Raw genomic sequence first — 13,491 nt, 5'->3', positions numbered from 1 at the left:
GCGATGCATAACAATGCCATCCGCTATCTTCGTTATCGCCTGCAACGCCTTTTACCCCTTGCAGGGGTCGATACCATCGATCCCAATAACCTTGACGATCAGGCCCTGCTTGAACAGGACCCACTCGTTCTTGTGACTGATGCTCTGACAGAAATAATTGAACGTCATCGGATGACGACTGAAGAACTGCGCAGCGCTTATGTTGAGATATGCGCAGTCCTCAATGCCGCGGGTACTGCGATCATTGTTATCGATGATGATATGCGTATTGAAATGTTCAACGAACAGGCCCAATCCCTGTTACACGGCGACAGTGATGAAGTCATCGGCAAGGTGCTTTTTGAACAAATAAGTAACTGCCCTTACAAGGAAAATCAGCAAAATCTGCGGGAGTTGATGGCGCAGGGTGTAAGAGTAAACTATCCTGAATTTTTGATCGATGATGTCTATTATAATGTGACAGTCGCACCAATTCTCGATGAACGGAGTGAACCTGAAAAGATAATTTTTATGTTCTTTGATGTAACTCATCAGCGCGGGGATTTTAATCGCCAGAAACTGTCTGCGGTAGTTCTGGAAAATACCAGTGAAGGTGTGGTGGTGACCGACCACAATAACCAGATTATAGAGGTCAACGAGGCTCTGCTGAATATTACCGGGTACAGTAAAGAAGAATTGCTGGGTCAGAATCCGAACATATTCGGTTCCGGTATCCATGACCGGCATTTTTATGCCGAAGTCTGGGCGCAGCTTCAAAAAGAAGGGGTATGGCGCGGAGAAATCTGGGACAGACGTAAAAATGGCGAACTGTTTCCGGCCTGGCAAACGATAAACATAATACGTAATGAGAGCGGTGATATACTCAATTATGTCTCTGTCTTCTCTGATATCAGCGACATCAGGCAGTCACAGGAAAAACTCGACTTTCTGGCCTATCATGACCCTTTGACCTCGCTGCCCAACCGTGTGTTGTTCAATGATCGCCTGACTCAGGCGCTGGAGAGAACTGCACGTAATAAAACCAAGCTGGCGATTATCTTTATCGACCTGGATCGATTCAAGAATATTAACGACACACTGGGCCATGCCCTGGGCGATAAATTACTGGTGAATGTGGCGTCACGGTTTCTTATGAATATACGCAAAAACGATACAGTCGCCCGGCTAGGTGGTGATGAATTTGTGGTTTTGCTGGAGAATATTGAATCAGAAGAGAATGTTGCCTATTTCGCTGAAAAACTGCTCAATGCATTTGTTGACCCGTTTGACATCGATGCGAATCATCTGCACATGAGCTTGAGTATGGGGATATGTATCAGCCCCTATGACGGCCAGGATGTGGAAACGCTGCTGAAAAATGCTGACGCGGCCATGTATCGTGCCAAGGAGCAGGGGCGCAACGGGTTCCAGTTTTTTACTGCGGAATTGTCTCGCAGAGCCCACGAAAAACTGACACTCGAAACCAACCTGCGCAAGGCTATCGAATTGAGTCAGCTGGATCTTTATTACCAGCCTCAAAACCATCTCGATAGTGGACGGATTACCTCGGCCGAAGCCCTGTTGCGCTGGTCACATCCCCAGCTGGGAGCTATCCCACCGGATCGTTTTATTCCGATAGCCGAGGAGACCGGATTAATCGTTCCGATTGGTGACTGGGTCATTACCCGGGCCTGTCAACAATTGCGCCAGTGGCGCGATGACGGCTATACAATTCAGCAGATAGCGATTAATGTCTCCGGCGTCCAGTTACAACGTGGTGATCTGGTCGGACATATTCTCACGACTTGCGATTATTATCAGCTGGCGGTTTCCGATCTCGAACTGGAAATTACTGAATCGATTCTGATGGAAGATACCGAGACTGCATTTCATATTCTGACCAAACTGCAAAAGTACGGCGCGACAATTACTGTTGACGATTTTGGAACCGGTTATTCCTCACTGGGCTATCTCAAGAAACTCCCGGTTAACAAGCTGAAAATCGATCGGGATTTCATTCGGGACATTGTCAACGATCCCGACGATGCCGCCATTGTGCGAGCGATTCTGGCCATGGCGGAAAATCTGCAGCTGACGGTAATAGCCGAGGGCGTCGAAGAGAAAGCGCATTGTGATTTCCTGCGGGCACAAAACTGCCAGATTGCCCAGGGCTATTATTTCAGTCGTCCGGTACCTGCTGTGGAGTTTCAGGAGTTACTCAGGAACGAAAGTTCAAGCTCTCGAATGCAAACCTGATCCGGCCTGGAACGGCGGGCAAGGAACAGCCGGTGGGAAGCAAAGTTGTTATCGACGGGCAATAAAAAACGCCACCAGGTATGGTGGCGTTGTCACTGAATGGTGGAGGCGGCGGGAATCGAACCCGCGTCCGCAAGTCCTCTGCCATTGGCTCTACATGCTTATCCGCGTCTATTATTTTAACCGGCAGCAACCCGACGGGCAGGGCCAACTGACGGCGATTCCGGTTAGGTTTTAACGTCGCGGCCCCGGACGAGCTTTGACGCGATCCTGTGAGATATGACCCCTGGAATCTGAACGCACAGACACGGCTTCAGTCAGAGGGCACCCTACCGGGTTTTAAGCGGCGAGTGCGTAGTTGTCGTCGTTGGCAACTATAAGGTTTGCAGATTGATTTACGAGGTTATCTGCACCTCGGCATGCACCTCCGGTTTCGCAACCCACGTCGAAGCCAGGTCGCCCCCTTGGTATATTCTTTCGACTGTTATTCTAGCGGATAGTTCCCTGTATATATAGGGGCTGTGCGGTAATTAACAAGGGACGAGGTACGAGTGACGAGGGCCAGGACTGGGAAAGAGGGGCCTCGTCCCTCGTCACTTGTACCTAGGCCCTGTTTTTGATGATCCGCTGTTTGTCCCGCTGCCAGTCGCGTTCTTTGATGGCGGCACGTTTATCGTGGGCCTGTTTGCCCTTGGCGAGAGCGATTTCCAGTTTGGCACGGCCTTTTTTCCAGTAAAGTGCGGTAGGGATGAGGGCATAGCCCTTGCGTTCTACGGCACCGATCAGCTTGTTCAGTTCATCGTGGTGCAGTAACAGTTTGCGGGTCCGCTGGGGCTCAGGTTGAATATGGGTAGAAACGGTGGGCAAAGGGGTGATGACCGCTCCCAATAACCAGGCTTCGCCATCCTTGAGGATCACGTAGCTGTCGCGGATCTGCACCCGCCCCTCGCGCAGACTTTTGACTTCCCAGCCCTGTAACGCCAGACCAGCTTCGAAACGCTCCTCCAGGATATAATCGTGACGGGATTTCTTGTTCAGCACGATAGTACTGCTGGAGTGCCCCGATTTGCTTTTCTTTGGCTTGCTCATGGTCATGCATTATACCGGAGCGACGCGAGGGCAGATAGTTAAGCAGGAACAAAAGCGGCCCGGAAGGTTGAGCCGGGGAGCGAATTCACCGAAAATCCGGGCATAACGAAAATAATGGAGCAGGGGCATGGCACGCAAATCGATGCATGGAGAGTGGTCTTCGCGCTGGGCATTTGTCCTGGCGGCGACCGGTTCAGCGGTTGGTCTGGGCAATATCTGGAAGTTCCCTTATATCACCGGAGAGAACGGCGGCGGTGCATTTGTGCTGGTCTATCTGGCCTGTATTGTCGTGATCGGGATTCCGGTAATGATGGCCGAGATCATGCTGGGCCGGCGCGGCCGCCAGAGCCCGATCAATACCATGTACGATCTGGCTGTCGAATCGGGTCACAATCCCAACTGGAAATGGTTGGGCTGGCTCGGAGTACTGGCCGGATTTCTGATTCTCTCTTTTTATAGCGTCGTTGCCGGCTGGTCGCTGGCGTATATCTTCCGCTCCGCCACTGGCGTCTTTACCGGGGCCACGGCCGATGGCGTCGAGAGTCTGTTTCTGGATCGTTTTCTGGCTCATCCTGAAACTCTGTTGTTCTGGCATACCCTGTTTATGGCCATGACCATAATAATCGTTGCGCGCGGGGTCAAAAGCGGACTGGAATCGGCGGTCAAATTCCTGATGCCAACCCTGTTTTTGCTGTTACTGGTCATGGTGGGCTATGCCATGAGCCAGGGTGAAGCTTTCATGCAGGGTCTGGAGTTCATGTTCAGGCCTGATTTTTCAGCCCTGACCTGGGGGGGCGTGTTGACCGCCATGGGGCAGGCTTTTTTCACGTTGAGCCTGGGGATGGGGGCAATCATGGTTTATGGTTCCTATCTTTCGCACACGGCGTCTATTAGCCGGACGACATTTACCATCGCCGCCGCCGACACCGGCGTCGCTCTGCTGGCGGGGATCGCCATCTTCCCCATTATCTTTGCCAATAACATGGAACCATCGGCCGGGCCGGGGTTGATCTTTATCAGCCTGCCGCTGGCCTTCGGGCATATGCCGGGCGGGGTTTTGTTTGGCAGTCTGTTTTTCGTGTTGCTGAGTTTCGCCGCCTGGACCTCAAGTATTTCCCTGCTGGAGCCGGTGGTCACGTGGCTGGTGGAAACCTTTAATCTGCGTCGGATCACGGCTACCCTTTACGCGGGGATCGTGACCTGGCTGCTGGGAGTGGCCAGTGTCTTCTCCTTCAATGAATGGGCGTTTGAATTCGAGTTTGCCGGCGTAGTGAAGGAAAACGGAATTTTCGATATCCTGGATATCCTCACTACCAATATCATGTTGCCGCTGGGCGGACTGTTCATCGCCATTTTTGCGGCCTGGTTTATGAGCCGCGAAGCGAGCCGTGATGAGCTCGGACTGGGTGACGGTATGCGCTATAATTTATGGCGTTTCCTGGTCAAATTCGTTACACCGGCGGCCATTTTACTGGTCTTTTTAAACATGCTAGGCATCATCTAACCCGCGACCTGGTAATATATGCAGATAAATAAAAGTGCTCTGGTGCCTTACAGCCCCGACCAGATGTATGCCCTGGTCGATGACATTGTGGCTTATCCCCAGTTTTTACCCTGGTGCCATCATGCCGAGGAACATCACCGCACGGACAGTCATGTCGAGGCCAGTCTCGAAATCGCCCACAGCGGCCTGCATAAATCCTTTACTACCCGCAATGAGCTCTATCCACACGAGCGGATCGAAATGAATCTGGTCAAGGGACCATTCAAAAGCCTGAAAGGGGTCTGGGGATTCGAGCCTCTGGGGGATGATGGGTGCAAGGTTTCGCTGGAGATGGATTTCGAGTTTTCCAGCAAGTTGATGGGAATGACTTTTGGTCCCTTGTTCAGCAGGATTGCCGGAACGCTGGTGGATTCCTTTATCGAACGTGCCCGGGTAGTGTATGACTGAGCCGGCCTCAACAATTCCGGTGGAAGTGGCCTATGCGCGCCCTGATGAGCAGGTCCTCATTCCACTGGAGGTCGCGCCGGGCACGACAGTCCAGCAGGCCATCGAATTATCCGGGGTGCTGGAACACTTTGCTGAAATTGATCTGGCCAAAAACAAGCTGGGTATCTTTGGCAAGATCACTCGCCCGGATACCGAACTGCGGGAGCGGGACCGGATAGAGATATACCGGCCGTTGATCGCCGATCCCAAGGAGTCGCGCCGGCGGCGGGCAGCCAAAAAAGAACCACAGAACGAGTCGAAAAACTGACCTACAGCCCTCAGGGCATCGGCAGGCCTCCACCACCGGGCGAGGGTTGTGGTGGCGCCGGCCCCCGATCGCCACCAGTACTCTGACTGGCTGTGTCGGCACGTCCGCTACCGGTGGGCGCGTAAATCTTGTTGAAATCGACAAAGGCCGAGCGGTCGATTTTTGCCAGGCTTCCGTTCTCGAAATAGAGTGTCAGATGCTGGCTTTCGGGCTCGCCACCACCGGGCTTGAAGTTGTAGACGTAGTCCCAGCGCCCGGGATGAAAGGGATCCCGAAGCAATGGCGTGCCCAGCAGATAAACCACCTGCTCCCTGGACATGCCAGGTTCGAGTTCGTTCACCTGTTGGACTTCAAGCGTGTTGCCCTGCTGGATGTCGACCTTGTAGATCGAACAAGCTGTCGGCCCGAGGGCGAACAGGGCAGGTAAAATCAGAATGAGAAGGTTTCGCATTTCTATCCCGGATACGGTTATACTTGAGCGCATGATACAGCATGCGCAAGACAGGTTGTAGAGAGGGCGAAATGGAAAGCCAGGATCTGAAAAAAGCCGGTCTCAAGGCCACCCTGCCACGACTCAAGATTTTGAACTTCCTCGAGGGCAGTGACGTCAGACACATGACTGCCGAGGAAGTCTACAAGGCCCTGCTGGAAAGCGGGGATGAAATCGGCCTGGCGACGGTCTATCGGGTCCTGACCCAGTTCGAAGCTGCTGGCCTCGTGACCCGTCATCATTTCGAGGGTGGACAGTCGGTGTTCGAACTCAACGAAGGTACCCACCACGACCACATCCTGTGTGTCAAATGCGGCCGGGTCGACGAGTTCATGGACGAAACCATCGAAGAACGCCAGCACGCCATCGCCGACCGCCTGGGCTACACCATGACCGACCATTCTTTATATATCTACGGCATCTGCCCTGACTGCCAGAAAAAAGCAAAATAGAAGAGCTTTAACGCAGAGGCGCAAAGGCGCAGAGAAAAAACATCAAAAATTTTGCCCACAAATAAATGCATGTCATCACAAATATACTTCGAAATCATTTGCCTTCTGGGCACAGATAACGAAGCGGAAAATCTGTATTTCTTGCCTGCTACATCAAGTTGCTTGGTCTGCTGATTCATTCGAGCAAGAAAGAACGCCTCCCGAAATCTGCCCGTCCCTGCAAATTCACTGAACAATCATACGTGATTGATTGAGTCATTAAGACTTTGCGCCTCTGCGCCTCTGCGTTGGGTTTTCTTCACCCCGCCTGGGCACGGTCGATCATCTCCTTGGCGTGGGAGAGGGTCTGGTCGGTGATTTCAATGCCGCCGAGCATGCGGGCGATTTCGTCGACGCGCTGTTCGGGCTTAAGCTCGACGATCTCGCTGATGGTGACATCGGAGGCGGCCCGTTTACTGACCTGGAAATGATGCTGGCCCAGCGCGGCGACTTGCGGCAGGTGGGTGACGCATAATACCTGGCGATGGGAGGCCAGTTCGCGCAGTTGCAGGCCGACGATCTCCGCGACCCGGCCGCCGATGCCGACATCCACCTCGTCGAAGATCAGGGTCGGGATACGGGTGTCCCGGGCGGTAATTACCTGAATCGCCAGGCTGATCCGGGAGAGCTCTCCGCCTGAGGCGACCCGGCTCAGGGGACGTAACGGTTGTCCGGGATTGGCACTGACCACGAATTCGACCCGTTCCAGACCATTGGGCGAAAAACTTTCCTCGCGGGCTTCCAGTTGCACATCGAAACGACCGCCTTCCATGCCCAGGGTCTGCATGTTTTGCGTTACCTGTTCGGCCAGCCGTGTGGCGGCCTTGTGACGGCCCTCGCTTAATTGCTTCGCCAGCTGGCGATAATCGTTTTCCGCCTCGTCCAGGGCCTGTTGTAGCTGGCCCAGTTGCACGTCGGCGTGCTCCAGCGATTCGAGCTGTTGTTGCAGTTGCGGCAGTACGCCGGGCAATTCCTCGACCGCTACATGGTGTTTGCGCGCCAGGGCATGGATGTCTGAGAGACGCTGTTCGACCCAGCTCAGACGTCCGGGATCCAGTTCCAGCGCATCCAGGTAATGGCGCAGTTCACTACCGGCCTCGCGCACCTGGATCAGCGCGCTGTCAAGCAGCTCGGCGACCGGCTTGAGGCGTGAGTCGGTTTCGGCCAGCTGTTGCAGTTCACTGCTGCACTGGCTGAGCAGCTGACTGGCATTGGTTTCATCATTATCCTGCAGCAGCTGGCTGACCCGCTCGCTGGTCTCCAGCAGCTGGCTGGCATTGGCCAGTCGCTTGTGTTCCTGCTCCAGCTCCGACGGTTCGTCCTCATCCAGGGCGAGCGTGTCCAGTTCGTTGACCTGAAAGCGCAGCAAATCCAGCCGGGCGTCGCGCTCGCTGCTGGCCTGGCGCAGATTGTCCAGTTCGTTCTTGTGTTGTTGCCAGCGTTGATACACTTCGCGCAATTGTTGCAACAGGGTCTGATGACCGGCGTAATCGTCCAGCAGCTGGCGCTGGATATCCCGTTTGAGCAGGGACTGGTGTTCGTGCTGCCCATGCAGATCCACCAGCATCTCTCCCAGCTCGCGCAGGCTCTGAATGGGGCTGGGTTTGCCGTTGATAAAGGCTTTGGAGGGTCCGTTGCTGCTGATGGTGCGGCGAATGATGCACTCGTTTTCGCTGGCCAGCTCCCGTTCAGCGAGCCAGGTTTCGGCCTGGGGGGCATCTGTGGTACTGAAGGTGACGCTAATCTCGGCCTTGTCGGCGCCGTGGCGAATCACGGCGCTGTCGGCGCGATCGCCCAGGGCCAGGCTCAGGGCATCAAGCAGGATCGATTTGCCGGCGCCGGTCTCCCCGGTAAAGACGGTCAAACCGTTGTCCATGGCCAGGTCGAGTTTCTCGACTATAGCAAAATTCCATATGTGAATATGTGTAAGCATATCAGACAGTTACTGCATAATTGTAAGGTCGCTCCCGGCATGACCTCCAGGGATGGAGGAAATGCAGGGAATTGCCGGGAGCAATTCCTTGCCCATGCCTGCCGCGACAGGGGCCTGCCCCATGAGCGCAGCGAATGCCGTGGGTATTAGTATGTCCCTGTACGTCGTTCCAGATATGGAGATGCGTCAGCATGCCGTGTTACTCATCCCTTTTCGATCACAATCCACACGGTTCAGAAGTGTTCGCCCCAGTGTAGCTTGCGGCGCAGTATTTCATAATGATTGTGTTTGCAGGGATGGATCAGGCGGACCACGGTCTCCTTTTTGCGGATCAGGATCCGCTCGCCGGAGATCACGCCCAGGTTGATCTGACCGTCACAGGTCACCTGGGCGTGAGAATGGGGATCGTCTTTGACCACCACTTCGATTTCACTGTCGCCGTCGACCACGATAGGCCGGTAACTCATGGTGTGCGGGCAAATGGGCACAATGATCATGGCGTCCATGTCCGGTTCCAGGATCGGGCCGCCGGCCGACAGGGCATAGGCGGTGGAACCGGTAGGCGTGGAGATGATCAACCCGTCGGAACGGACACTGTTGAGCAGGCGTCCATTGATATAGGTTTCGGTTTCGATCATGCGGGCCACTTCCCATTTATGCAGCGCTACATCATTGAAGGCATCGCTCTGGCTGGGTGGGCCTTCGTGGTGATGGATCACCGTGGTCAGCATAATCCGGTGTTCTTCCTCGTATTTGCCATTGAGGATTTCATTGATCTGTTGCGCCATTTCGTCAGGTGAGACATCCACCAGGAAGCCGAGTCGCCCAAGATTGATGCCCAGCAGCGGGACCTTACTTTCTACCAGCGAGCGGGCGGCGTTGAGCAGGGTGCCGTCACCGCCGATGGTAATGGCCAGATCGCAGCGTTGCCCCAGTTCCTCCAGGCTGACGCGAATATAATCGCAATCGCTCAGGTGTTGCGCCGTGCTTTCCTCAATCAGGATATTGCACTGACGCCGTTCCAGAAGCCGGCCCACTTCCAGAATGGCGTCATTGACAGCGGGGTCGGCGTATTTGCCAATCAGTCCAATCGTGTTGAAAGCGTTATTCATTGTTATTCTTCCCGTTTTCAATTCTCCCGGCACGGCAGTCGGCAGGCCTGAGAGCGCTCGCGACGAGTTGCAAATTCGCGATTGGCACTCTATTCTGACGAGTGCCAATCATACCTCCATTTGACCAGACCGGGATGTGCCGTGAGCTACGATCCGATTATAAATGATCGCGCCCAGTCGCTGTTAAAAACGCTGATCGAACGTTATATCCAGGACGGCCAGCCGGTCGGTTCCCGGGCTCTGTCGCGTGAGTCGGGCATGAAACTCAGTCCGGCAACCGTGCGCAATGTCATGGCCGATCTGGAAGATCTGGGGCTGGTCAAGGCACCCCACACTTCCGCGGGTCGGGTTCCCACAGTACGCGGATACCGTCTGTTTGTCGATAATCTGCTTACCGTACGCCCCTTGCGCGGCAACGTTGTTGAACGTTTTCGCGATGAGCTGCATCGCCTGGATGATCCCGAAGAGCTGATCGATCGTGCCTCCAATCTGCTCTCCAGTATGACCCGTATGGCGGGGTTGGTGATGTTGCCGCGCGCCGGGTCGGTACAGTTAAAACATATTGAATTCCTCCCCCTGTCCGGGGACCGGGTGCTGGTAATTCTGGTGATCAACGATCAGCAGGTGCAAAACCGGGTTATTCACACCGACCGGGCCTATACCCAGTCGGAGTTGCAACAGGCGGCCAATTATCTCAACAGCGAATTCGCCGGTCGTGAGCTGGACTCGATTCGCGCGCGGGTGCTCCAGCACATGGAAGAAATCCGCGACGACATGAAGCAGATCATGCAACTGGCGGTACAACTGGCCGACGAGGTGGTCCAGACCAGCCAGACCGCCGACTACGTGGTCCACGGCGAGACCAATCTGATGAGCTACACCGAGATGGCCGATATGGAGCGCCTGCGTCAGCTGTTCGAGGCGCTCAAGACCAAGCAGGACATCCTGCATATTCTCGACAAGTCCATCCATGCCGAGGGGATGCAGATTTTCATTGGCGAGGAATCGGGCTACGATGCCTTCGGCGAATGCTCGGTGGTGACATCGCCCTATCGGGTGCAGGACCAGGTGGTGGGCGTGCTGGGAGTTATCGGCCCGACCCGCATGGCTTATGACCGGGTAATACCGGTGGTGGATGTGACCGCCAAATTGCTGGGCTCACTCTTGACCTCGGAATAATCATCCCCATATTCCCTCATAATTCTCAACAGATTGAACCACTTTCAGGTAATCGCAACGCTTCGGAGTAGAGCATGAGTGACACAGATGTGACCGATGAACAATCCCAGGACAACCCCGGCAAGAGCGAGGCCCAGAATGAGGGAGGTTCCAGCACTCCCCTGGAGGCCGACAGTGTCGAGGAATTGCAGACCAAACTGACCGAGGCGGAAAACCGCGCCCAGGAACACTGGGACAAGCTGCTGCGGGCCAACGCCGAGATGGACAACCTGCGCCGGCGCAACGAACGGGAGCTGGAAAATGCCCACAAATTCGCGCTGGAGCGCTTTGCCCAGGAACTGCTGGCGGTGCGTGACAGCCTGGAAATGGGCGTGGCCGCCGCCGAACAGGAAGAAGCCAGCGTCGAGAAAATCAAGGAAGGAACCGAGCTGACCCTGCGTATGCTCGAAGGCGCCATGGACAAGTTCAATATCCAGCCCATCGATCCGCAGGACGAACCCTTCGATCCGGAACGCCATCAGGCGATGTCGATGGTTGAAACCCCGGATAAGGCCCCCAATACAGTAATCAATGTGATGCAAAAGGGCTATCTGCTCAATGATCGTTTGATCCGTCCGGCCATGGTGATTGTCTCCCGGGCTCCCGAGGCGGATGACAAGGGTACAAAGGTCGACAAGCAGGCTTGAAGTTGGCGTGGATGTCCCCATTTAGAAAGCAATATCAGATTTTAGGACCCGAAACTCGCAAAATGTGGAGAACTGAACAATGGGTAAAATAATCGGAATCGACCTTGGTACAACCAACTCCTGTGTCGCTATCATGGAAAGCGGCAAGGCCAAGGTGATTGAAAACAGCGAAGGTGACCGCACTACGCCCTCGATCGTGGCGTACACCAAGGACGATGAAATCCTGGTGGGCCAGTCTGCCAAGCGTCAGGCCGTCACCAATCCGGAAAATACACTGTTTGCCATCAAGCGACTGATTGGTCGCAAATTCGGGGATGATGAAGTCCAGAAGGACATCGACATGGTCCCCTACAACATCATGAAGGCCGACAACGGCGACGCCTGGGTGGAAGTCAACGGCAAGAAAATGGCTCCGCCGGAAATCTCCGCCAAAGTCTTGCAGAAGATGAAAAAATCGGCCGAGGACTACCTCGGTGAAGAAGTCACCGAGGCGGTGATTACCGTGCCGGCCTATTTCAACGACTCCCAGCGTCAGGCTACCAAGGACGCCGGCAAGATCGCCGGGCTGGATGTCAAGCGGATCATTAATGAGCCGACCGCAGCGGCGCTGGCTTACGGCATGGACAAGAAGCGCGGCGACCAGAAACTGGCCGTCTATGACCTCGGTGGCGGTACCTTCGATATTTCCATTATCGAAATCGCCGACATCGATGGCGAGCACCAGATCGAGGTACTGTCCACCAACGGTGATACCTTCCTCGGTGGTGAGGACTTCGACAAACGCCTGATCGACTATCTGGCCGAGCAGTTCAAGAAGGAACAGGGCATCGACCTCAAGGGCGATCCGCTGGCCATGCAGCGCCTCAAGGAAGGTGCGGAAAAAGCCAAGATCGAGCTGTCTTCCTCGCAGCAGACTGACGTCAATCTGCCGTATATCACGGCCGATGCCAGTGGCCCGAAACACATGAACGTCAAGATCACCCGCGCCAAGCTCGAATCACTGGTCGAGGAATTGATTACCCGCTCCATGGAGCCGTGCAAGACGGCGCTCAAGGATGCCGGTCTGTCGGCTTCCGACGTGGATGATGTCATTCTGGTCGGTGGTCAGACCCGTATGCCCAAGGTTCAGGAAGCGGTCAAGGAATTCTTCGGCAAGGAACCACGCAAGGACGTGAATCCGGACGAAGCTGTGGCCCTGGGCGCGGCGATTCAGGCCGGTGTCCTGGGCGGTGACGTCAAGGACGTACTGTTGCTCGATGTGACCCCGCTGTCGCTGGGTATCGAAACCCTCGGCGGTGTCATGACCAAGCTGATCGAGAAGAACACCACCATCCCGACCAAGGCGACCCAGGTGTTCTCGACCGCCGATGATAACCAGAATGCGGTGACCGTCCACGTCCTGCAGGGCGAGCGCGAACGCGCTGACGCCAACAAGTCGCTGGGCCGGTTCGATCTGCAGGATATTCCGCCGGCACCGCGCGGTGTACCGCAGATCGAGGTCACACTGGACATCGACGCCAACGGTATCCTGAATGTCTCGGCCAAGGACAAGGCGACCGGCAAGGAGAACAAGATCGTAATCAAGGCCTCCAGCGGTCTTTCCGAGGATGAAGTCGAACAGATGGTCAAGGACGCCGAAGCCCATGCGGCCGACGACCAGAAGTTCCACGAAATGGTCGATGCCCGTAACCAGGCCGATAACCTGATCCATGCGACCCGCAAATCCATGGAGGAGTTGGGTGACAAGCTGGAAGCTGGCGAGAAAGAAAATATCGAGACGGCCATCAAGGAACTGGAAGAAGCCATGAACGGCGACAGCAAGGACGAGATCGAAGCCAAGACCAAGGCGCTGACCGACGCGTCCGCCAAGATGGCCGAACGGCTCTACGCCGAGCAGGGTGCGGCCGGTGCCGGTGCTCAGGCCGGCGCGGAGGCGGCCTCCGAAGCCGGAAGCGGCCAGGCCAACGAAGACGTGGTCGATGCCGAGTTCGAGGAAGTGGACGACAACAAGAAATAAG

Annotated in this window: 12 protein-coding genes and 1 other RNA gene; 8 read left to right on the top strand and 5 right to left on the bottom strand. The window is 55.3% G+C overall.

Annotation, left to right across the window (positions count from 1 at the left end):
• On the top strand, positions 1-2,235 hold a 2,235-nt coding region (locus R6U90_RS03150; RefSeq protein WP_410351206.1), incomplete at its 5' end, for an EAL domain-containing protein.
• A gap of 100 nt (positions 2,236-2,335) precedes the next feature.
• Here the strand turns inward: R6U90_RS03150 and ssrA are convergent.
• Together ssrA and smpB are read right to left on the bottom strand one after the other, a co-directional pair.
• Positions 2,336-2,699, bottom strand: a transfer-messenger RNA (tmRNA) gene (gene ssrA / locus R6U90_RS03145).
• A gap of 139 nt (positions 2,700-2,838) precedes the next feature.
• A complete protein-coding gene (smpB, locus tag R6U90_RS03140; RefSeq protein ID WP_410351205.1) occupies positions 2,839-3,324 on the bottom strand; it encodes an SsrA-binding protein SmpB in 486 nt (161 codons plus the stop codon).
• Positions 3,325-3,451: 127 nt separating this feature from the next.
• Between smpB and R6U90_RS03135 the strand changes: the two genes are divergently transcribed.
• Genes R6U90_RS03135 through R6U90_RS03125 form a run of 3 tightly spaced genes read left to right on the top strand, consistent with a single transcriptional unit; the run spans position 3,452 to position 5,582 of the window.
• Positions 3,452-4,828 (top strand): sodium-dependent transporter, encoded by a 1,377-nt coding sequence (locus tag R6U90_RS03135; RefSeq protein WP_410351204.1) that lies wholly within the window; start codon positions 3,452-3,454, stop codon positions 4,826-4,828.
• An 18-nt stretch (positions 4,829-4,846) separates the two neighbouring features.
• Positions 4,847-5,275, top strand: coding sequence for a type II toxin-antitoxin system RatA family toxin (locus tag R6U90_RS03130; RefSeq protein WP_410351203.1), 429 nt, complete (start codon positions 4,847-4,849; stop codon positions 5,273-5,275).
• Positions 5,268-5,582: an RnfH family protein gene (locus R6U90_RS03125; RefSeq protein WP_410351202.1), complete on the top strand. Its 315-nt coding sequence runs from the start codon at positions 5,268-5,270 to the stop codon at positions 5,580-5,582. Before R6U90_RS03130 ends, R6U90_RS03125 begins: the two co-directional genes overlap by 8 nt.
• A 10-nt stretch (positions 5,583-5,592) precedes the next feature.
• Here R6U90_RS03125 and R6U90_RS03120 read toward each other — a convergent pair whose 3' ends face one another.
• Entirely contained in the window at positions 5,593-6,033 is a 441-nt protein-coding gene (locus tag R6U90_RS03120) for an outer membrane protein assembly factor BamE (RefSeq protein ID WP_410351201.1), read from the bottom strand.
• A gap of 71 nt (positions 6,034-6,104) precedes the next feature.
• Between R6U90_RS03120 and fur the strand changes: the two genes are divergently transcribed.
• On the top strand, positions 6,105-6,524 hold the full coding sequence (gene fur, locus R6U90_RS03115; protein WP_410351210.1) for a ferric iron uptake transcriptional regulator: 420 nt from the start codon (positions 6,105-6,107) through the stop codon (positions 6,522-6,524).
• 298 nt (positions 6,525-6,822) lie between these two features.
• On the opposite strand, the gene recN is transcribed toward fur, so the two are convergent.
• Together recN and R6U90_RS03105 are read right to left on the bottom strand one after the other, a co-directional pair.
• Positions 6,823-8,496, bottom strand: coding sequence for a DNA repair protein RecN (gene recN / locus R6U90_RS03110; RefSeq protein ID WP_410351200.1), 1,674 nt, complete (start codon positions 8,494-8,496; stop codon positions 6,823-6,825).
• A 233-nt stretch (positions 8,497-8,729) separates the two neighbouring features.
• Entirely contained in the window at positions 8,730-9,608 is an 879-nt protein-coding gene (locus tag R6U90_RS03105) for an NAD(+) kinase (RefSeq protein ID WP_410351199.1), read from the bottom strand.
• Between the two features lie 141 nt (positions 9,609-9,749).
• Here R6U90_RS03105 and hrcA point away from each other — a divergent pair, with 141 nt between their 5' ends.
• From hrcA to dnaK, 3 genes are all read left to right on the top strand, one after another.
• Complete coding sequence (hrcA, locus tag R6U90_RS03100; RefSeq protein ID WP_410351198.1) at positions 9,750-10,787, top strand: heat-inducible transcriptional repressor HrcA; 1,038 nt, start codon at positions 9,750-9,752, stop codon at positions 10,785-10,787.
• 74 nt (positions 10,788-10,861) lie between these two features.
• Positions 10,862-11,473: a nucleotide exchange factor GrpE gene (gene grpE / locus R6U90_RS03095; protein WP_410351197.1), complete on the top strand. Its 612-nt coding sequence runs from the start codon at positions 10,862-10,864 to the stop codon at positions 11,471-11,473.
• Between the two features lie 79 nt (positions 11,474-11,552).
• Positions 11,553-13,490, top strand: a complete 1,938-nt coding sequence (gene dnaK / locus R6U90_RS03090; RefSeq protein WP_410351196.1) for a molecular chaperone DnaK — start codon at positions 11,553-11,555, stop codon at positions 13,488-13,490.
• Position 13,491: the final 1 nt, after the last annotated feature.

The sequence above is a fragment of the Thiohalophilus sp. genome, from assembly GCF_046483665.1.
In the GTDB taxonomy this organism is placed as follows: Bacteria; Pseudomonadota; Gammaproteobacteria; order UBA6429; family Thiohalophilaceae; genus Thiohalophilus.
Note: the sequence above shows the minus strand (reverse complement) of the source record. Positions and strands in the feature narration are given on the sequence as shown.